26 protein-coding genes and 1 tRNA gene are annotated in these 19,691 nt (G+C 33.8%); 11 read left to right on the top strand and 16 right to left on the bottom strand.

Annotation, left to right across the window (positions count from 1 at the left end):
- From BMX49_RS05825 to BMX49_RS05785, 9 genes are all read right to left on the bottom strand, one after another.
- Positions 1-1,284, bottom strand: coding sequence for an efflux RND transporter permease subunit (locus BMX49_RS05825; RefSeq protein WP_034716909.1), 1,284 nt, complete (start codon positions 1,282-1,284; stop codon positions 1-3).
- A 14-nt stretch (positions 1,285-1,298) separates the two neighbouring features.
- Entirely contained in the window at positions 1,299-1,943 is a 645-nt protein-coding gene (locus tag BMX49_RS05820) for a DUF3347 domain-containing protein (RefSeq protein ID WP_051803565.1), read from the bottom strand.
- 316 nt (positions 1,944-2,259) lie between these two features.
- A complete protein-coding gene (locus BMX49_RS05815; protein ID WP_126337056.1) occupies positions 2,260-2,670 on the bottom strand; it encodes a hypothetical protein in 411 nt (136 codons plus the stop codon).
- 613 nt (positions 2,671-3,283) lie between these two features.
- The gene (locus BMX49_RS05810) at positions 3,284-3,922 is read right to left on the bottom strand and encodes a hypothetical protein (protein ID WP_034716913.1); all 639 of its coding nucleotides are present in this window, start codon (positions 3,920-3,922) and stop codon (positions 3,284-3,286) included.
- Positions 3,919-4,806, bottom strand: coding sequence for a DUF8464 domain-containing protein (locus BMX49_RS05805; protein ID WP_074726714.1), 888 nt, complete (start codon positions 4,804-4,806; stop codon positions 3,919-3,921). Before BMX49_RS05805 ends, BMX49_RS05810 begins: the two co-directional genes overlap by 4 nt.
- Before the next feature lie 220 nt (positions 4,807-5,026).
- The gene (locus tag BMX49_RS05800; protein ID WP_034716915.1) at positions 5,027-6,265 is read right to left on the bottom strand and encodes a primase-helicase family protein; all 1,239 of its coding nucleotides are present in this window, start codon (positions 6,263-6,265) and stop codon (positions 5,027-5,029) included.
- A gap of 110 nt (positions 6,266-6,375) precedes the next feature.
- Positions 6,376-6,651, bottom strand: a complete 276-nt coding sequence (locus BMX49_RS05795; protein WP_034716917.1) for a hypothetical protein — start codon at positions 6,649-6,651, stop codon at positions 6,376-6,378.
- A gap of 462 nt (positions 6,652-7,113) precedes the next feature.
- Positions 7,114-7,187, bottom strand: a tRNA-Ala gene (locus BMX49_RS05790).
- A gap of 88 nt (positions 7,188-7,275) precedes the next feature.
- Complete coding sequence (locus tag BMX49_RS05785) at positions 7,276-8,067, bottom strand: class I SAM-dependent methyltransferase (RefSeq protein WP_034716919.1); 792 nt, start codon at positions 8,065-8,067, stop codon at positions 7,276-7,278.
- Between the two features lie 149 nt (positions 8,068-8,216).
- Here BMX49_RS05785 and BMX49_RS05780 point away from each other — a divergent pair, with 149 nt between their 5' ends.
- Complete coding sequence (locus BMX49_RS05780) at positions 8,217-8,435, top strand: hypothetical protein (protein WP_034716921.1); 219 nt, start codon at positions 8,217-8,219, stop codon at positions 8,433-8,435.
- Positions 8,436-8,442: 7 nt separating this feature from the next.
- Here the strand turns inward: BMX49_RS05780 and BMX49_RS05775 are convergent, their stop codons facing one another.
- The 6 genes from BMX49_RS05775 to BMX49_RS05750 all read right to left on the bottom strand — a co-directional run bounded on the left by BMX49_RS05775 (position 8,443) and on the right by BMX49_RS05750 (position 12,215).
- Positions 8,443-8,859 carry an EamA family transporter gene (locus tag BMX49_RS05775; RefSeq protein ID WP_034716923.1) on the bottom strand — a complete coding sequence of 139 codons (417 nt, stop codon included), beginning with the start codon at positions 8,857-8,859 and terminating at the stop codon, positions 8,443-8,445.
- 51 nt (positions 8,860-8,910) lie between these two features.
- The gene (locus BMX49_RS05770; protein ID WP_034716925.1) at positions 8,911-9,312 is read right to left on the bottom strand and encodes a DUF5684 domain-containing protein; all 402 of its coding nucleotides are present in this window, start codon (positions 9,310-9,312) and stop codon (positions 8,911-8,913) included.
- Complete coding sequence (hisS, locus tag BMX49_RS05765) at positions 9,302-10,657, bottom strand: histidine--tRNA ligase (RefSeq protein ID WP_034716927.1); 1,356 nt, start codon at positions 10,655-10,657, stop codon at positions 9,302-9,304. The genes BMX49_RS05770 and hisS overlap by 11 nt, the downstream gene beginning before the upstream one ends.
- A 92-nt stretch (positions 10,658-10,749) precedes the next feature.
- Positions 10,750-11,232 (bottom strand): GNAT family N-acetyltransferase, encoded by a 483-nt coding sequence (locus BMX49_RS05760; protein WP_034716930.1) that lies wholly within the window; start codon positions 11,230-11,232, stop codon positions 10,750-10,752.
- Positions 11,233-11,356: 124 nt separating this feature from the next.
- Complete coding sequence (locus BMX49_RS05755; protein ID WP_034716932.1) at positions 11,357-11,803, bottom strand: HRDC domain-containing protein; 447 nt, start codon at positions 11,801-11,803, stop codon at positions 11,357-11,359.
- A gap of 82 nt (positions 11,804-11,885) precedes the next feature.
- Positions 11,886-12,215, bottom strand: coding sequence for a single-stranded DNA-binding protein (locus BMX49_RS05750; protein WP_034716935.1), 330 nt, complete (start codon positions 12,213-12,215; stop codon positions 11,886-11,888).
- A 408-nt stretch (positions 12,216-12,623) separates the two neighbouring features.
- On the opposite strand from BMX49_RS05750, the gene BMX49_RS05745 reads away from it, so the two are divergent.
- The 9 genes from BMX49_RS05745 to BMX49_RS14765 all read left to right on the top strand — a co-directional run bounded on the left by BMX49_RS05745 (position 12,624) and on the right by BMX49_RS14765 (position 18,543).
- Positions 12,624-13,082: a hypothetical protein gene (locus tag BMX49_RS05745; RefSeq protein ID WP_034716937.1), complete on the top strand. Its 459-nt coding sequence runs from the start codon at positions 12,624-12,626 to the stop codon at positions 13,080-13,082.
- 158 nt (positions 13,083-13,240) lie between these two features.
- Entirely contained in the window at positions 13,241-14,023 is a 783-nt protein-coding gene (locus BMX49_RS05740; RefSeq protein WP_034716939.1) for a hypothetical protein, read from the top strand.
- Positions 14,024-14,119: 96 nt separating this feature from the next.
- Positions 14,120-14,728: a hypothetical protein gene (locus tag BMX49_RS05735; RefSeq protein WP_034716941.1), complete on the top strand. Its 609-nt coding sequence runs from the start codon at positions 14,120-14,122 to the stop codon at positions 14,726-14,728.
- A 39-nt stretch (positions 14,729-14,767) separates the two neighbouring features.
- Positions 14,768-15,220, top strand: a complete 453-nt coding sequence (locus BMX49_RS05730; protein ID WP_051803568.1) for a hypothetical protein — start codon at positions 14,768-14,770, stop codon at positions 15,218-15,220.
- A 33-nt stretch (positions 15,221-15,253) separates the two neighbouring features.
- A complete protein-coding gene (locus tag BMX49_RS05725) occupies positions 15,254-15,739 on the top strand; it encodes a hypothetical protein (protein WP_034716943.1) in 486 nt (161 codons plus the stop codon).
- Between the two features lie 90 nt (positions 15,740-15,829).
- Positions 15,830-16,525 carry a hypothetical protein gene (locus tag BMX49_RS05720; RefSeq protein WP_126337054.1) on the top strand — a complete coding sequence of 232 codons (696 nt, stop codon included), beginning with the start codon at positions 15,830-15,832 and terminating at the stop codon, positions 16,523-16,525.
- A gap of 95 nt (positions 16,526-16,620) precedes the next feature.
- Positions 16,621-16,890 (top strand): hypothetical protein, encoded by a 270-nt coding sequence (locus BMX49_RS05715; protein ID WP_126337052.1) that lies wholly within the window; start codon positions 16,621-16,623, stop codon positions 16,888-16,890.
- A gap of 84 nt (positions 16,891-16,974) precedes the next feature.
- Positions 16,975-17,925 (top strand): ADP-ribosylglycohydrolase family protein, encoded by a 951-nt coding sequence (locus tag BMX49_RS05710; RefSeq protein WP_034716950.1) that lies wholly within the window; start codon positions 16,975-16,977, stop codon positions 17,923-17,925.
- Between the two features lie 180 nt (positions 17,926-18,105).
- Entirely contained in the window at positions 18,106-18,543 is a 438-nt protein-coding gene (locus BMX49_RS14765) for a DUF6326 family protein (protein ID WP_074726713.1), read from the top strand.
- 46 nt (positions 18,544-18,589) lie between these two features.
- Here the strand turns inward: BMX49_RS14765 and BMX49_RS05700 are convergent, their stop codons facing one another.
- On the bottom strand, positions 18,590-19,201 hold the full coding sequence (locus tag BMX49_RS05700) for a hypothetical protein (protein WP_074726712.1): 612 nt from the start codon (positions 19,199-19,201) through the stop codon (positions 18,590-18,592).
- Positions 19,202-19,375: 174 nt separating this feature from the next.
- On the opposite strand from BMX49_RS05700, the gene rpsO reads away from it, so the two are divergent.
- Positions 19,376-19,645 (top strand): 30S ribosomal protein S15, encoded by a 270-nt coding sequence (rpsO, locus tag BMX49_RS05695; protein WP_034716953.1) that lies wholly within the window; start codon positions 19,376-19,378, stop codon positions 19,643-19,645.
- Positions 19,646-19,691: the final 46 nt, after the last annotated feature.

Raw genomic sequence — 19,691 nt, 5'->3', positions numbered from 1 at the left:
TTAGGAGTTTTTGTTTTGGTTATGATTCTGCCAATCCGACAGATTTTTGTAGGCATTTTCAGACATGATAATTCCGTTATCTACGATCACCCCAATTGCTAAGGCAATTCCCGTAAGTGACATGATATTGGAGGAAAGTCCGAAAGCATTGAGCAAAATGAACGCAATAGCAATAGTGATCGGAATTTGAATAATAATACTAAACGCACTGCGCCAGTGGAAAAGAAAAACAATAACAATAATCGCTACTACAATCATTTCTTCAACCAATTTGGTTTTAATATTATCAATTGCTGCTTCTATAAGCGTGCTTCGATCGTAAGATGTTTTTAGAGTAACCCCTTCTGGCAGACCTTTTTCCACCTCTTTCATTTTCTCCTTAACATCATTAATGACTTTATCAGCATTCTCACCATAGCGTGCGACGATAATTCCACCCACTACTTCGCCTTTGCCGTCAACATCAAAAATACCCGTCCGCAGATCGCCACCCATTTGAACGGAGGCAACATCTTTCACACGAACTGGAATACCCTGATTATTGCCCACGGAAATGCTTTCGATATCTTCAATATTTTTAATGTAACCAAGACCACGAATGATATAGGCCATATCTGCCATCTCGAATTTCCGACCGCCGACGTCATTGTTATTGGTTTTCACGGCCTTCATCACGTCTAATAAGGAAATATTGTAATACTGCAATTTCACTGGATCAATCACCAGTTGATACTGTTTTTCAAATCCACCAAAAGAGGCGACTTCTGAAACGCCCGGCACTGTTTGAAGAGCAAATTTGATATACCAATCCTGTAAAGCACGCTGATCTCCGAGATCCATATCTGGTGCGTCTAAATGATACCAGTAAACATGACCTACGCCAGTTCCGTCGGGTCCAAGGGTTGGGGTAACATCCTGCGGAAGTAATCGCTGTGCGTAGTTGAGCCTTTCCATCACTCGGGTTCTTGCCCAATAAATATCGACATCATCATCGAAAATAACGTACACGAAACTCATCCCAAACATGGAGGACGCCCGGATGTTTTTAATTTTTGGAATCCCCTGCAGATTGCTGACCAAAGGAAAAGTAACCTGATCTTCGATGATCTGCGGACTTCTTCCCATCCACTCGGTGAAAACGATTACCTGATTTTCACTCAAATCAGGAATCGCATCAATCGGATTATTTCGAACGGCAAAAATACCCCAGATAAACAGACCTGCGGCAATCAGCAGTACAAAGTATCTGTTTTTAAGAGATAATCTTATTAAATTTTGAATCATAATCCTGTAGCATTTTACTTAATTTCCTCCTGTACTTCGCCACAGGTAAGCATTCCTTTACCGTAGTAAGGATTTTTCACCTCTTTCGAAGAACTTAGCCAATACGCACCTTTGTTGTCGTTGTACATTGGACAGAATATTTTATAGATCGGTTTCGCTGTACCAAAAGTTTTTGCCAGGTCATAGAAATCTTTGCTCAGCATTTCCATATGCTCGCGCTGATGTTCTATATTTCCTCCATTATCTTTGATATGTTCCACGTGCTCTTTCATGTCTGCTTCGAGATCCGCATACTCTTTTTTCTGGTCGGCAGGAATTGTGGTTTTATCTACTTTACTTAAAGAAGCCAACATAGTGGTCGCGACCGTCACGGCTTTTTTATCGTCATCAGAAGATAAAGCGTCTGCCATTTGCTGATAATTAGCAAACAAATTAGAAAAATCTGTTTTTGAAGTTTTAGGTGCATTAGTTACTGGAACAGGAGTGTCGGTGTTTCCCATTGATTGCATGTTCTGCATATCAGAACTATCCGAACTATTATGGTTCATCCCTTGCATGTCTGGAGACATCATGGTTTCTGTTGTGGTTTCTTTTTTATCGTTACAAGAGGTAAGAAAAAGTACAGAAACGGCGAATACTGTTGAAAATAGTGTTTTCATTTTGATTGAATTTTAAAAATTAATTTTATGTTTATGAAGTTTAATAGAGACCACATCACGACTTTTTACGAATTGCCGACCATATTCGCGAACCCAATCTGGTGAAATACAAATAGGTTGTTACAACGTAAAAGTTTGATAGATGGATTTGAGATTTCGATGACAGCCTATGATGAAGCAATGCTTCTTCAGATTACTCTTAATAGTACAATGAAAGAGTTTATCAAAATAAATAGTTGAATATCTTCCTATACTAGAATATGAGATGAAATTATGGTGTTCCCGAAAGAACGCACGTACGGCTGTACAAGGAAATTTATCCTATTTTCGGCGGTTGCCAAATAGACTGAAATCCGAAAGAATAATCTGAGTTTAAATAGTGGAAACTATCTTTTTTTAATAATGAAAAAAGCAAATTATTTTTCACTCCATAAAATGGCAGATTACCCAGAAAGGTAAAGCCACCTGTTGTACAAGAAGTTGAACTGCAGTTTCCATTGCAACTGTTGTGAGCACAATTTTTGGAATCGTCGTGACAACATTTTTCTTCACAGGTTCCGCTTTCGCAGGAATTATCGATTTTAGAAAATGTCGCAGTAGATTTAATATCCGTTTTTTCGGTACTATGCACTTTTTTTACTTTGGTGGCACACGCATACGAAGAAACCGGCATCAGGAATATTCCCAAAACGAATAAAAATGATATTATTTTGTAATAATGTGACACCAGATTTATTGGATATGAGTACAAAGTTAATTAAAAAATTTATATATCAATTCCTGGTACACCATAATGAACGGGAAAACTGTTTTAAATTACACCGAAAGTAGTTATTCAACGACAATCATTTTGTAAAAACTATTTTTAAAGAGAATCATTATTCGCCACTTATGAATGCTAAATTAATGTTTGGTATAGATGATCATCAAAATTTATTACCAGTGGTTCTGATTCGGTATTGGGGAAAGCAAAGTCAGCAATTTCTCTATTATAACCAGTTTTTCACCATTGCTGTCTAAAGGACGACTGGCATAAAACAAAAAAAGAACATTAACGTCATCAATTTTTGTATGCTCTTTCAAAAATTATTTCAAAGTCGCTATATTTATTTTATTCGAATATAATTTTTATAATAACAAATCAGAACTTTAAAACTATCTGCCAAACTCATTATCTGAAATATATACTTAAAAAAAACGAGTTCCGAAGTTTTTTTACCCTTTTCAACGAAAAGGCAAGAAAGTCTTGGGTAGTATAAAATGTAAATTTTGTATGCACAAAGACACATCTTGCTAGTGCTTTTTTAAGAATTAAGAAATTTTATTTAGTCTACCTTATTTTAGTCTACTTTCGGTCTTTTTATATTTGGAATTTTCAGTGCAGAATTATTTTCCAAGGAATGATGCAATTCAAACATTACCATATTTTTTTCTAGAACAGACTTCCAATTTATTATCGGTCTTCCGATTGTATTTTTCCAATCCGCTTTTTCCCAAGTATTAAATTTCTCAATCAATATATCATCTAATTTTTCGGAATAATCTGGTAAACTTTTCGCAAAATCTAAAAACTGAGTTAAAGTCGGATCTCTGGAAAATGAAGTATTTACAATAATTTTCGGTTCTGGAATTGAAATTATTTTTTCAACCAGAATTTTTTCTATTTCAACTCTTTTAGTAATTTTTTTTGGTAATTCATTTTTATTCAAAATTAAACGATTCGGAAAACCAGGATTTCTTTCATAATTTAATATTCCCAAAAGTTTTAGTTTCTTTTTTGCAGTGATTACCGTCTGTCTAGAAAGCCCAAGTTCTCTCGCCATTTCGTAATCAGACAAAACAATTTCTTTTCGAGGATCTTCACATTTGTACAGAATGAATGTAAAAACAGTTATCGTAGTTGCACCAATTTTATTATTTGAATTTAATTCAAAAATCTTTTCAAATAAGTCTGATTCATAAATTTTGGAATCTTTCATCTTTTAAATGCAGATTTATGATGAATTTTTACTTCATTTGATGGATATTCATGAATCAGCCATTCATTCAAATCTTTAAAACTTGAATATAAAATCCGACAATCTTCTGCCTTTTCGTTTTTACTTTTTATCATTTCAACGGCATGATTTCCTGCTCCATCATTATCAAAATAAAGTTCAATATTTTGATAATTACCTAGGTCATTTTTTATTTTATTTACCATCGAAACTGAATTCAAAATGAGATAATCTGAAGGTTCTTTATCTAAAAATTTTTCTACATTTTTAAATGAAAGAAAATCAAAGAAGCCTTCGAATATTCGGATTGAGTTGGAGCCGTCATTTATGGTTGAAATGTCTTTTTTACCCAAACAGATTTTAGAATAAGCGTTCCGGATTTCATAACCATCAGAATTATTTTTAAAACCTATTCCAAAATAATTTTTATCGTTCATTCGGTAATGAATTTCATTTAAAAATTCAGTTTGATTTTCTACTCTCCTTTCTCTCAAATATTCAAAAAGTGCAGGATGTTGAATATTTTTCACTTCAGTTATATCATAAGTTTTATCAAGATTTTCTAATATTCGGTTTGCAATTCTTTGATGTTGAAAAGAAGAAAAATTTTGATTTTCTGCCCAATCTAAAACCTCGCTTATCGAAGTATTTAAATATCTCTTCATAAAATCGATGTTGTTTCCGCCGATTCCCTCTGAAAATAAATACCAAATATTGAGTCGTTTATTCAGTTTAAAAGAGGCGTGGTTTTCTTTCACGAACGGATTGAGAAACCACGCTTCTTTTTCCGTTTGTTTTGTGGGAAGGTGTCCGAGAGAAAGCAGGACTTCTTCCAACAATATTGTATTAAATTGTTTGCAATTCATTGTTGTAATTTTCCGGGTTTGGTTTTAGTAGATATTTGATGAAGTGATGAGCAACACTTGTATTTATTTATATTATAATAAGTTAAACTCTCATCAAACACTCATCATCTCATCAAACACGATTTTATTTGCTCATCATTCTCTCATCAAAAAGGAAGGTTTTCAAATTTGATGAGTACTTTGATGAATAGTAAGTAGTTGATTTTCTTTTCATTATCAATTAATTCATCATTTCATCAAATTTTTGAGAAATAAAATTTCTTTCTATCGTAAAATACCTTCCTGTTTTATTCTGTTGATAAAAAGTGCCGCCGTAATCCATGTCATATTTTACGTAGGCTAAGGAATTACTCTGAGGTTCGAGATTCCAAACTTCCTTAAGTAATTTTCTCACGTCGTTAATTGTCCAGTAACTGCTTTTAAACATTTTGTTGAGCATATTCAGAATGTCTTGAGGAATAACATAGATTTCCTGATCTTCCACGCTTTCAAAAAACTCAAACAATAATTCAATGATTCGGGATTCTAGTTTGTTATTATTTTTCCAAACTAATTTCTGAAGTGCCTGGGTTCTGAGTTCGGCATGAGTGAACCACATTCTTGTTTTCTTTTGGCTGTAAAATGGTCTTTGAATCAAGTAGTTTAAGAAATAAGGAATTTCAGAATTTAGATCACGCAGAAATTCTGTCCTTTCAGATTTAATCGATTTAATTTTGATAATCCAGAAACGGACTTCATTTTCATCAATCTGAATAAAATTATCTTCATTGTTAGAACAAAGAATAAACTTGGCGAAAAAATCGATTTCTTCCCGGTCTTTTCCTTTGGCTTCTTTTTTATCCTTGTCTGTTGTGGAAAGATATTTTAATCGTTCAGTAATTTCCTTTTTATCAAAGAAAACTTCGTCAATGGCAACGATCAACATTGAAGTCCAATCTGCATTAAATTGACTTCCGAACGAGTCTCCTTTGATGTAAGTCATGTTCAAACCAAAAATTGCTTTTAGCCATTTGATAAAGGTCGATTTTCCGGTTACTCTTTCTTTACTGACTAAACAAAGTATCGGAAGGATTTGTGTCGGATATAGCAGTAGAATCTTCAAGTAGTCTAATCCCAACTCTATTTGTTCACCAAAAATATGTTCCATAAAATCCAGGGAAAAAGGGATCTGTTCTTTGATGGAATGTAAATCTGCTTTATCATCATCAGGTTGATTGGGAATTTCATTATACATATTGTAAAATTCCTCTATTACTTTTTGATAATTGAGATGACTGGGAATACAGCAAAATCCATCATATTTCGGTACTTTAGAAACGTAGGTTTTTCCGTGATCGCTAATTATAGTTTCTCGATTCCATCGAACTAATATGGAAATTTTATCACCAGAAATCAATGGTTTTTCTATGGTTTTGTAGTAGGTTGTTCCTACTCGTAAATAGGGGTTATGTTGGGACATTTTTTAGAATTTTAATGATTTACGGAATAGTTAAAAGGAACTTGAAACATTTGATGAAATTTCACATCATCAATTTCCTTTTAATGGATGAACAGATTTTGTTCACAGAATTATTTACGCTTCAGACTTTCTAATTCTTCCACGTTGTAAAAATGTTTGCCACCAAAACCGTAAGTGGTAATTCGTCCTTCATTTTTCAGTTGGGCAAAACGTGCTTCAGACAATCTTTTCCCATGCGTTCCAAGAATTCTTCGTGCTTCTAAACGATCAACAACTTTCCCTTCGTTGTCTTTAGAATTATTTTTATCAATATCCGTTTTTAAACTTCTTACCTCTTTGATGAGGATTTCAATTGCCATTGGTAATGTTTCGAAAGTAATTTGCATAATAGTATAATTTTGTATTTTGTGATTAATTGAAAAGTTGAGAATTCAACTATTTCTTTGATTTGAACACGACAAAATTAGACTGGAAACTCCAGAATTTTATGCTTTGGAATTCTTTCTGCTACAACTTTAACTATCCCATTGTACTTGTGGATTAAATACTATTAAAAAAGAGTTAGGTGGTTTGAAGGAAATGTTAAAGGATGTTAAGGAAATACAATCCTATAAAATGGGTAAATATTTAAAAAAATAATTTTTTAAATTTGAAGTAGTCAATTAAGAATTTGAAATCGAAAATTGCTAATTTGAAAGCTGTTTGATTTTACTAATTGTTTGTAAAATCTAAAATGGAAATTTGTAGAATTTTTAGAAGAATTTATCTTTTGCAAGACAAATACAAGACAAGTAATTTTTTAAAAAACAAGAAACTCCTGATAATCAGGAGTTTCTAATTTGTAAATGTGGAGGATATCGGGATCGAACCGACCACCTCAACACTGCCAGTGTTGCGCTCTAGCCAGATGAGCTAATCCCCCGTTTCTCTAAAAATTTAGATTTTGAACTCTAAATTTTAGATTTGCAATGATACACATTTTTGTGAGTTCAAACCAAGAGTCTTGGCTTTTATTTTTTCTCAGCGACAAGGGAGTAAACAAGTGGAATCTTATTTCCAAACTGCGGAATTTGATATTTCCCTTTTTCTATTTCTTCAATATGCTTAAAACATGGATACGGGGACCAATTGTATTCTTGAAAGGATTCCAGGTGCAGACTCTCACTTAGCAAAGCCGTCAGAACTTCGGAAATTGGGTGATTCCAATTAACTTCTTGATTTGCCAAATCTGCAGATCGATCGGCGTAAGTACCTTCGTTGGTTTCTACAATTACACCGTCATTGAAATAACTGTATTGCACATATGTGAAGTCGTTATCGTACATCCAAACGACGGGATGGAATTCCACAAAGATTAATTTACCAGTAGGTTTTAGAAAATGATTGATAATCTCGGCCCATTTTTTCAAATCAGGAAGCCAGCCAATTGTTCCGTAACTGGTGTAAACGATGTCAAATTTCTCGTCCAAAACATTCAGTAAATCGTAAACATCTGAAACGATGAATTGGGTATCTGTTCCGCATTTTTCAGCAAGATATTTCGCCGCTTCAATAGATTTATCAGACAAATCAATTCCTGTCACTTTTGCGCCTAATCGAGAAAGCGAAATAGAATCCTGCCCGAAATGACATTGAAGATGCAGGATTTTTTTGTTTTTGATATCTCCTAAAAGATTTAATTCTGTTGAGTTTAAAGAAGTTCTTCCTTTTAAAAATTCATCTACAAAATAGAAATCAGATTTAAGATGCGAATCTACTTTTGCATTCCATAATTTGCGATTAATGTCAAGATAGTTTTCCATGGGAGGTTTTCCGTAAAAATAGAAATTTAAAACAAATTTTGGGTGAACGATTTTGGGTCACAGAGTTTGACACGTATTATTTATATTTGCACCCAATAACTTAGAAGAGTAGAAAACTAATTAATCCATCTAAATTTAATTTGCTATCAATGAAAAAATCTTTACTCCTCTTTTTAGTCGTTATTTTAAATTGGCAAGGAACTGTGGTCACAAAAACCGATGTTTATATTTGTAACAGCAGCGGCGGAAAAAAATACCATTACTCAAAAAACTGCAGAGGATTGTCTAATTGCAAAGCGCAAATCATCAAGGTAACTATTCAAAAAGCACAGACTTTAGATAAAGATCTTTGCGGCTGGGAAGATTAGTTTTCCATTATTTCCAGATTAAAAATAAAGTGCCAGCGATAATTAACCCTGCGCCAACAGCAGTTTTCCAGGTTAAGTTTTCACCTAAAAATACCACTGCAAAAATAATGGTTAGCGCCAAACTAAGTTTATCGATTCCGGCAACTTTTGAAACTTCGCCCATTTGTAAGGCTTTAAAATAAAAGATCCAGGAAAATCCTGTGGCTACTCCTGAGATTCCAAGAAAAATCCAGTTTCGGGAAGATAATTGACCGATTGCTTTATATTCCTCTCGGAAGAAAACAATCATCCAAATCATCACCAAAACAACAACCGTTCGTATGGCAGTAGCTAAATTCGAGTTTACATTTTCTACGCCGACTTTCGCGAAAATCGCGGTTAGTGCAGCAAAGAAAGCTGATAGTAAAGCGTAAATCCACCACATTTTTTTCTTGTTAATTTTACTTAGATGAAGCTTAAATTTCAGTTGTTAAATTTAACTCCATTTATCTGAATTTCTTTCATCAGGTAAAGCTTCAGGATTATAAGTTGAATTTCCGAAAGCTAAAATAGGTTCGAAAATAAAATTAAAAAAAGTTAATCCTATACCAAACAAATCATCTTTTCCGAAGAATTTGGCCAATCTAATATTCAACACTATTGCAATATAAATATTATAAAAAGGGATCAGAAAAAGAAAAATCCACCAAATTGGTTTTTTAACAATATCTAAGTAGATTATAATATTATAAATAGGAATCAAACTTTCCCAACCTTCTCTTCCTGCTTTAGTAAAAATTTTCCATCTGCAAACCAAAAGAAAAATTACAAAACTAATAGCTAATAGAAAAACAATCGTTAAAAAAATGGTTCCTAAAAAATCGTAATTATTCTCCATCTAAAAACAGATTAGCTGCTATGGTTTTCTGTTCGCCCGTTTTCAAATTCTTAACGGTTATTTTTCCTTCTGAAATTTCCTGGTCGCCATAGAAAATCAAGTTTGGAATGCCTTTCTTTTCAGCGTAGGTAAATTGTTTTTTCAATTTTGCAGATTCCGGATAGAGCTCTGCAGAAATTCCTTTCGCGCGAAGTTGACCTATAATTTTCATCGCGGCCAAAGATTCGGTTTCACCATAATTGGCGAACAGATATTGAACTGTTTTTACAGAATCTTCCGGAAACAAACTAAGTTCTTCCATCACCAAATAAATTCGATCCAATCCAAATGAAATTCCAATTCCGGGAATATCTTTCACTCCGAAAACTTCGGTCAAATTATCGTAGCGACCACCGCCACCAATCGAACCCATTGCAACTTCTGTTGCTTTTACTTCGAAAATGGCTCCTGTATAATAATCAAGTCCTCTGGCTAAAGTGATATCGAATTTTAAACTTTCTTCAGAAATCCCTAATTCGAAAGATTGATTAAGTACAAACTCTAACTCTTCTACTCCACTTGTTCCGATTTCATTTCCTTGGAATTTCTCTTTTAATTGAGTTAAATTCTCGAGAGCATTTTCACTTTGCGTAAAAAGGAAATCCAGTTTATCAATTGATTCCTGATTGATATTTTTTTCTAACAATTCTTTAACAACGCCTTCTTTACCAACTTTGTCCAGTTTGTCGAGTGCAACTGTAAAGTCAATTAACTGATCAGAAATTCCTGCAAATTCTGCTAAGCCAGAAAGAATTTTTCTATTGTTTAAATGAAGAACAACTTTCACATTTAATTCCGCGAACGACTTTAAATACAATTGAACCAATTCTACTTCTTGCCACAAACTCACACTTCCAACAACATCCGCGTCACATTGATAGAATTCACGAAACCTTCCTTTCTGTGGACGATCCGCGCGCCAAACGGGCTGGATTTGATACCGCTTAAAAGGGAAAGTCATTTGTCCATGATTCATTGCCACGTATCTTGCGAAAGGAACGGTTAGGTCGTAACGCAACGCCTTTTCCGAAATTTGCGAAATCAGTTTCTGCGAATTTTTAGCCGACCAATCTTCGTCTTTTGTCTTCGAAGCATAATCACCAGAATTCAAAATCTTAAAAATCAAACGATCTCCTTCTTCACCATACTTTCCGGTTAAAGTAGATAGGTTTTCGAAACTCGGAGTTTCTAATGGCTGAAAACCAAAAAGTTCAAAATTTTTCTGTAAAATGTTGATGATGAATTTTCTTCGGTAAACTTCTTCGGCAGAAAAATCTCGGGTTCCTTTTGCTAAACTGGGCTTCATAGTTATGGGTAATCAAAAATAAATAATGAGTAATTAGGCAGGCAATATACTTGCGTCAGGCTGCAAAAATACAAAATTATTCATCTAAATCTTTAAAGATGCTTGATCATCCAAAGGTTGCAACCACTATGTCCAGAATTGCCCAATGGTTTCTCCAGATATTTAAAACCTTGTTTTTCGTAGATAGAAACTGCTGTTGAAAATTCAGGTAAACTTTCTATGTAAATCGATTGATATCCCGACTTTTTTGCAAACTCAATGCTTTCTTCCATTAACTTCTTTCCCAGTCCTTTACCTCGAAAATCCTTTGAGATATAAAACTTAACGAGTTCGCCACATTTTTCAGGTAAACCTTCGGTTGGAAAAATCCCACAACAACCGCATAATTCGCCATCAACTTCAGCTACGAACAAGGCTGAATATTCTTCTTTAAACAATTCAGATAAATGATCTGTCGTTGGATCTTCATATACAGTTCCTGCAGTCGGAACCTTAAAATCATCAAAGCAACTGCGTATTATTTCTGCTAATAATGTATTATCTGACTTCTGAATTTTTCTAATAATAGTTTCCATTTTATAAATTTAAAAAAACTTGGTGAAATACTACCGTAAAAAGTATTTACTAACAATTTTCAAAGCAAAAAAAAGCCGAAGAATAATTCTCCGGCTTTAATAAAAATATATAGAGTTTGTGTTTTTAAACTGTTTCTAAAATCTCAATGATTTCTTCACCGTAATTTTCAATTTTATATTTGCCGAAACCTTTGATATCAAGCAATTCTTCTTTTTTCGCCGGTTTATATTTGGCAATAGAAAATAATTCTTTGTTGGTGGCAATCAGATAAACAGGCAAACTTTTCTCCCTGGCTTTTTCGGAGCGCCATAATTTCAGCGAATTCATAATCTTCATTTCATCCTGACTGAGATCTTCTTGCGTTGCGCTATATCGTTCTGTTTTTGGTTCGCTGACTTGTACTTTCGACTCTTCAAAATACAAAACAACCGACCAATAACTTTCATCCTCTTTCACAAAGGCGGTCTCGTATTTCAGCACATTATTTTCCTGCAGAAAACGATCGAGCACTTTTTGGTCAGCGTAAATAAATTCGTCTGACAATCTTATTTTAAAAATCTTGACTTTCATGATAGTGTGTTTTTAATATTAATGGGAGGACTTGAGCAAGCTGAATTCCATGGGATAAAATCCAGCATGCTCTTCTCGCCCTCTATTTACTTCCCAATAACACCAGTTGATCGACCCGAACTTCAGTTATATATCGTTTCTGACCTTCTTTATCGTCGTAATTTCGGTATACGACTTTTCCTTCCACGGCGATTTCTTTGCCTTTTTCCACATACTTTTCCATCAAGTCTGCTAATTTTCCGTTGCAAACCAAATTGTGCCATTGCGTTTCTTCTACTTTTTCGCCCAAAGCGTTGGTGTAGTAATCGCTGGTTGCTAAACTTACTTTAGCTAATTTCCCGTTCTCGAATTGTACGATTTCAACGTCTTTTCCTGTTCTACCGATTAAGGTAATTTTGTTTCTTAGTGACATGGTATTAAATTTTATAATTAGACATTAGAAACGAGTCTCACTGATCTGTCTCGAATCTCTGTTGCAAAGTTTCACCAGCTTTCAAAAATTAGTCGGTAAGGAACCGCTTAATATCGTTTGTATCCGTTTGTATCGTTTATTTAATTGGAAATCAATTATTTGAAATTTTATTTTTTGGGAGCAACAAGTTTATATTTTTTTAAAATTTCGGTCCCGCTCTTCGTTGCAATCTTTTTTTTAGGAAAAAAAAGGATTTCCACTTCGCTCGGGGCTAGAATAAAGAGCAGAATTTTATTCACAGGATTTTGAAATATGTTCAATAAGTCAATCTAATTTAACTTTACCAGAGAATATTTTAGAAGTCCAAAAACTCCTATATTTATAAAGTCAACAATCAAACTCAAAACAATGAACAAATTACTACTCGTCTCCTTTCTTTTACTCAACAGCTGCGGCGAAAAGAATTCAACTGCAACTTCTCCTAAAGAAAATCCTGAAAGCGTGCAAAAAGAAAATATAAAATCAATCGAAATTAACAGTGCCGGCGGACAATTAGGTTACGTTTCTCATTTTATAATTTCGAAAGATTCCGTGATTTTTCAATCAGATATGATGGCCTCAGAAAATAAAAAAATCGAGTCAAAGAAAGCAATTCCAAATGCAGAATCAGAAAAAATATTTAACTATATTGATATCGAGAATTTTAAAAAAGCGATAGAAAAAGAGTCAAAACAGCCTGTAGATGGTGTCGATCAGACCATCATCTTAAATTTGGACGGAAAAGACATTTCTAAGAGGAACGCTTATGATAATAAAACCTGGAATAAGATATTGCAGCTCCAATCAAAATATGTCAATCACGAATAATCAAAATAACATTAAAAAATACAACAGAAAAAAGGGATCATCCTGCGCAACTTGACAAAGATAAATATTTCAAAAAAATAATAATGTAAATGTCCATCAATTTAAAAACTGGTTTAGTTAAAATAGATGAATCATCTAATTAAATAATAAAACAAATAATGAAAGTAAAATTCACGATTCTAATTTTGACGTTATTTTCCACATTCGCGTTTGCGCAAAGCTTAAAAACCGTTGAAAATATATTAAACGAAAGTTTTCAGAAAATTGATTATTGGAGCTCCAATGATCGAACCGACAAACATTCTTTTGATTCACTCTACACGTCAAATATGAAGTTTGAGAAATTGCTTCTAAAATACACCTCAACTTTACCGGAAACCATCAACTATAATTTTGAATTATTAAAGAACAATGGATTACACATCGCTACCTCTGAAGATGGGCTTTTCCGAATCTACTCCTGGGATGATGGAACTGGTGGCACCATGCGTTTTTTCAAAAATATTTATCAATATAAGGTAAATCAGAAAGTATTTTCTAAAAACAGTCCAAAGTATGATGAAAAGGATGCAGGATGTTTTTATTATCAAATTAATGATATTAATTCTGGCAACAAAAAATTCTACATCACATTGGGCACCTCGATTTTAAGTTCAGGACTATCTTACCATACCATTAAAATATTTTCAATTGAAGATGCTAAACTGAACGAAAATGCCAAATTAATTAAAACGAAAACAGGCATTAGAAATCAAATCGGCTATGAGGTTGATTTAACCTCAAGAACCAACAGAGACAGAGAAGTAGGCAATTACAAAATTGAATATGATGAAAAAAATAAAGTAATTAGTATTCCACTAATTCTTGAGAACTCAAAAGTAACTGGCGAAAAAATCCACTATCAATTTAAAGGAAAATATTTTGAAAAAGTGAAGTTTTAAAATGCTCGAGAAATGAACACTAAATGAGAAGACTAAAATTTTAAGGTAATTAACCTTCCGAAAAATGAATAAAATTTATAATAAATAAAAATAAGTATGAAAACGTCACCATTTTTTATTTTGCTATTCCTGCTGATTTTTACGACGCAAATAAATGCCCAAAGTTCCACCGTTAAAGATTCTTTTACTTTACAACTCCAAGAGAAAAAGGGAGATTTGAACAATGACAGAATTGACGACAAAATCATTGTAAGCATAGATACCATTGATCAACGAAGATCCATCCAATTGCAAATTTTTCTTTCTCAACCCGACGGAAAATTAAAACGAGTGGTATCTACCACCCAAATCATTGAAGCAATGTACCCAAATGGAGGGAAAAACCAAACTTCAGAGTATCAAATTCCCACCTTCGAAATTGAAGAAGGTATTATAAATATGATCTCAGAAATAAAAGGCGGAATGGCCAGTTATTCCTTTAAATATCAAAAGGGAAATTTTGAATTAATCCATATTTCAAAAAGCACCTGGGACGGTAAAAACACAACGACCGAGACTGAGTATAATTTACGCACTGGTAATAAAATCGATGTTGACAAAAATCTGGGGTCAGAGAAAATCTTAAATAAAAGAGAAAAGAAAATGCCGCTAAAACCTTTGCCAAAAATTCAGGTTTTAAAGCACTTCGACTTGCAAAATTATTAAAAAGCTCTTGCTTCCAATTACAAATTTAAAACATAAAAAATGGGATTATTAAACCAAGTCGTTTGGACTTTTAACGATATTGAATACAAATCAATCGATGATTTTAATGCCAAAGTACATCAATATCAAAACCTAATTCTCAAAGAAAAAGCCTCCTGGAAACCTGAAGAAATTGTTATCACGCGTGGACTCGTTGATATTTCCTACACGGTTTGGATTGATAGAGATAGTTTGGCAGAAAACGAAACCCTTTTAGAAACTGATGATTTTTTTGAGGATGAAGAAAACAGTGAAGACGGATTATTTCAAGCTGAGGTTGAGGCTCGATTCAGAGCGGATAACGGCAAAAACTTTACCGCTTTAGAATTATTATATAAGCTGCATCAGCAAATGACCACCAAAGAATTGGGCGATCACGTTTTTTTTGAGGGATTGGATAAAGATGAAAGCGCCACAAATATTCCACGATTTCATCTGAATTGCGGCAGTTGATTTAAAAAGTAAACGCAGTTCATAAGTAGTAGAATGAGAAATGCATATTTTAAATATTTCTTTGCAGCGCTCACGCTTGCTTTTTTGGCATTTGTATTCACAAAGCAATTTTTTGATCTGTCGGTTTCCCTAGTGTCAGATGCGAGTCTTTCTTTAAGTTATTTTGAAAATCCAAAAGTTAGATTGGTTGAAACAATTTTGTTCGTTGTTGCAATCGGAGTAATTCCGCTGTTGCTTCTTCGGGTAAATAAGTTCGCCAGAATTAGTTCACCCAAGGAAAGCCTCTTTATAAGCAGCATCATAATAGGTTTCGGCATTATATCTTGGCTTCTTCGAATTTTATATTTGCGGTTTGCACTTGCTTCCCTGCAGGAAAAATTACGACTGGCAGAATATACCAGTTTAGATCATATCGCATGGATGAGCTTTGATGATACCCATTTTGAAATCTTCCTGTTTGCAGGATTACTTATAGGAACTTTAATCAATTTCTGGATTTTTAAAAAGAAGCAAACCTAAAAATGGTCTACTTTAAAAATGATAACTTCTATCAATAAAATAAGCCTTAAAAATAATAAATTGGTTCTGCAAATTTTAAATAATTTCTCCATGAATAAACTTTTAACTTTTTGTTTACTTTCAACTTTTGCTTGTCAAGAAAAACCACCTATTTCTGAGAATGAAAAGGAGAATTTATCTTCAACGTCAGTAAGTACCGTCAACCGCAATGATCTGGTCACTGAGAACAACGTAAAATATCACCAATTCAAAGCGGATACTTTAACTAATCTCAACATTCCCGGTTTTGAAATTCTGGCTTCATATCAATTGAAAAATGTCAAGATTGCAGAAGGATATTACAAACCGGTTGATGGAATAATGGTTGCTCCTGATACAGAAAGAGATCAGGGCCGGAGATTATTAATTTTGAATAATAAAAATGAAATCATTTCTAAATCAAAAGGAGTTGGTGAAGTTTATCTCAACCAACCTTATTTTTACAAAAATGATGCAAACGAAAACATCCTTATTGTATGTCAGTTAGCGTATGAATACTACTTTGGGGCGGAAGCTTATTTGCTACAAAACGACCGTTTAAAATATCTAGGTAACATCGATATCGAAAGCAAAAGCATGGAAATTCCCTTACTTGATATTTTGCGCATCAAGGAGAATAAAAAGATTATTACCTTTTCATTTGAGTCAGATTCTATTTTACTCAAACCTGGCGATAAGGATGAGCTGGTTAGGAACAATAATCTTCGCTATGAATATGATTACAAAACGTTCAGATTAAAAAAGTAGAATTCCAGTCTTATTTTAATAAGCTCAAAAAATTAAACGATTTTAGCGCAAAATTGGACGGAGATGTAAATTCAAAAGAATCAACCGATTATGATATGAAAAATCAAAACAAAATACTTTCCGGTCTACTTTCCGTAATAATAGGATTCGCAGGGTCAATTTTAGCAATTGATTTACTATCTAAACCAGACAATGTCGCCATCTCTTTCAATCCCATTGACAGTCTAAGCGGTTTCTTTTTCACCTTTGTATTCATGATGGGTACGATCGGATGGATTGTGGGAGGTTTGGTGCTCATCGCCTATTTATCAGCATTCTACTTTCTCGGAACTTGGATCTATAAACTTATTTCTAGAAAGAAATAATTTCTACATCAAACACTTTTAAATTATCTCCTAAATTACCAATTGAGATTAAAGTTTTTTATATTTGAGTACAGTATCAATAATATGGAAGACTTAAACTACAATATCAAATCTGGCCTTTTCGGCGTTGCGATCGGCGATGCACTTGGGGTTCCAGTAGAATTTCGAAGCAGAGAAACGATTCTTCAAAAACCAGTGACCGACATGATTGGTTACGGCACTTATAATTTACCTCCCGGAACTTTTTCAGATGACAGCTCGATGACTTTTTGTTTGGCAGAAGCGCTCACCCATGATTTCGACTTAAACAGAATCGGAGGGAATTTTGTAAAATGGTATCATGAGAATTTCTGGACCGCCCGCGGTGAAGTTTTCGATATCGGCATTGCAACGAGAGAAGCAATTAACCAAATTTCCAACGGTGAACAACCAGAATTCGCTGGAAATACCGACGCTTCATCCAACGGAAATGGCTCCTTGATGCGTATTTTACCACTTCTATTTTACATTAAAGATTTACCGATTTCAGAACGGTATGAAATCACAAAAAAAGTTTCTTCAATAACGCATGGTCACATTCGCTCGGTGATTTCCTGTTTTTACTATCTTGAATTTTCCAGAGAGATTTTGTTAGGAAAAGACAAGTTTGAAATTTATCAAAAGCTACAAACGGAAATCCCAGGCTTTTTAAATTCACTTTCAATCAATCCGCACGAAATCTCCTTATTCGACCGACTATTAAAAGACGACATTTCAGAATTAGCAGAACATAAAATTTTGAGCAGCGGCTATGTTCTTCATTCTTTGGAAGCAAGTATTTGGTGTTTACTGACGACCGAAAATTATAAAGATGCGATTTTGAAAGCCGTCAACTTAGGAGAAGACACCGACACGACTGCCGCAATTACAGGTGGACCTGCTGGCTTACTATACGGGTTTGATTCTATTCCGGAAAGTTGTATGGAGCAATTGGCTCGTAAAGAAGACATTGAAGATTTGGCGGAAAGATTGGCGGAAAAATTAGGAAAGAAATAAATGCTTCTCAAGATTTTTCAAATAAATCCACCTTCACCAATATTTTTTGAGACTGATGTTTGAATGGATTAAGAGCATATGACCTGGATTTCTTCTTTAGTAATTGTTATAAATTTATCTAAAACTGTAACAATGGGTAATTGAAAATCGTCTAATCTAAAAGTTAAAACTTCAGAATATATAAAAAATTCAAATTTAAAGAAGCAAGAACTCGTTGATTTTGAGATTAATATTAAAATTACACTCGCCGCTCTCTGGACTGCAACGACCCTTTGTTACTTATATGGAGATTATTTTGAATTGTACACTCCAGGTAAAATAGAGAGTTTAAGGAGTGGAGAAAATGCCTTGAACAATCCTTTAATACTTTTTACAGCCTCATTGGTTTTAGCGATTCCGCCGATAATGATTTTCTTATCGCTGATTTTAAAACCTAACTTTAACAAAATACTGAATATCATATTTGGTTCATTATTCACCGTAATGATGATTTTTATCGCGTTTGATTCCTTGAGAGGCTGGTACGGCTTCTATGTATTTCTAGCAATCGTAGAATCAATATTTACTTTGATAATTGTGTGGAAGGCTTTTACCTGGCCAAGACAAAGTGCAGAATAAGTAAGTCACAATTGAGTTTTAAGCAATATCCAGAATGTGAAAAACTTTAATTAAATGAAAATTGCTCGGTCGGGAACATTTCAAATTCACTCGAAGTATTGGTTGTAGACCGGTAATTTTTACGAAGAATTTTATTGAGATTTTTCAGCGCTCCATTCGTTCCGATTTTTATGGAGTTCTCGGCAGAACCCAAAAGCCGACCACTTTTTCTGTAGGTATCGTATGAAGTTTCGGCGAGTAATTCACCAGATTCATTGTACACTTTCATGCTGACAATTACCTGGTTAGAAAAAACGTATTTTCCAAATCCTACCTTAAAGTATTTTACCTTGGGAACAACGGCATACTGCGCATTATTATTGGTACAAAACTCAGCGATCAAGCTTGTTTCAGGCTCATCAAAGGGAATATTATAATCTACGCGAAGCAATTTATTGTTTCGGGAAGTACTGAGTTTATCTGATAAAGCGGAGAAAAACGCCGAATAAGTAGGCTCTATAATTTCTTCAATATCGGGGAAAACTTCAGGGTTAAAGTATAGAATTTGATAGGTTTTAGAATCTTTATCAATGGAGCTAATTTGGGCACATGCCGTACAAAAGGTTGTGAGCAGTAACAATACCGTAAAGCGTGTTCCGAATAAATAAAGATTTTTCATGACTTTGTGTTATGCAAAGATACTGCCATCCAACAACATACCCGGCAAAATATTAAGATTTTTTTAACATTTATTCGTAATGATTTTATGTATAAAATCAAAAGTACTTTTAAGATTGAATAATTAATTGTATTTTTGCACCCGTTACATAATAATCATTAAAATAATATTGGAATGTACTTAACAACCGACACGAAGAAAGAAATCTTCGCAAAACATGGAAAGTCTGACTCAGACACAGGAAGCGCAGAAGGACAAGTAGCCCTTTTCACTTTCAGAATCAATCATTTATCTAAACACCTAAAAGCTAATCATAAAGATTACGCAACTGAGCGTTCTTTGGTACTTTTAGTAGGTAAAAGAAAATCGCTTTTAGATTATCTTAAGAAAAAAGATATTAATCGTTACAGAGCAATTATCGCGGAACTTGGTTTAAGAAAATAATCACTTTTCCAGACAAAATTAAAGCAACTCAAATTGAGTTGCTTTT

It is taken from the genome of Kaistella antarctica (genome assembly GCF_900109615.1).
Lineage (GTDB): Bacteria > Bacteroidota > Bacteroidia > Flavobacteriales > Weeksellaceae > Kaistella > Kaistella antarctica.
The sequence above is the reverse complement of the archived record's forward strand: the minus strand, read 5'-3'. Positions and strand labels throughout refer to the sequence as shown.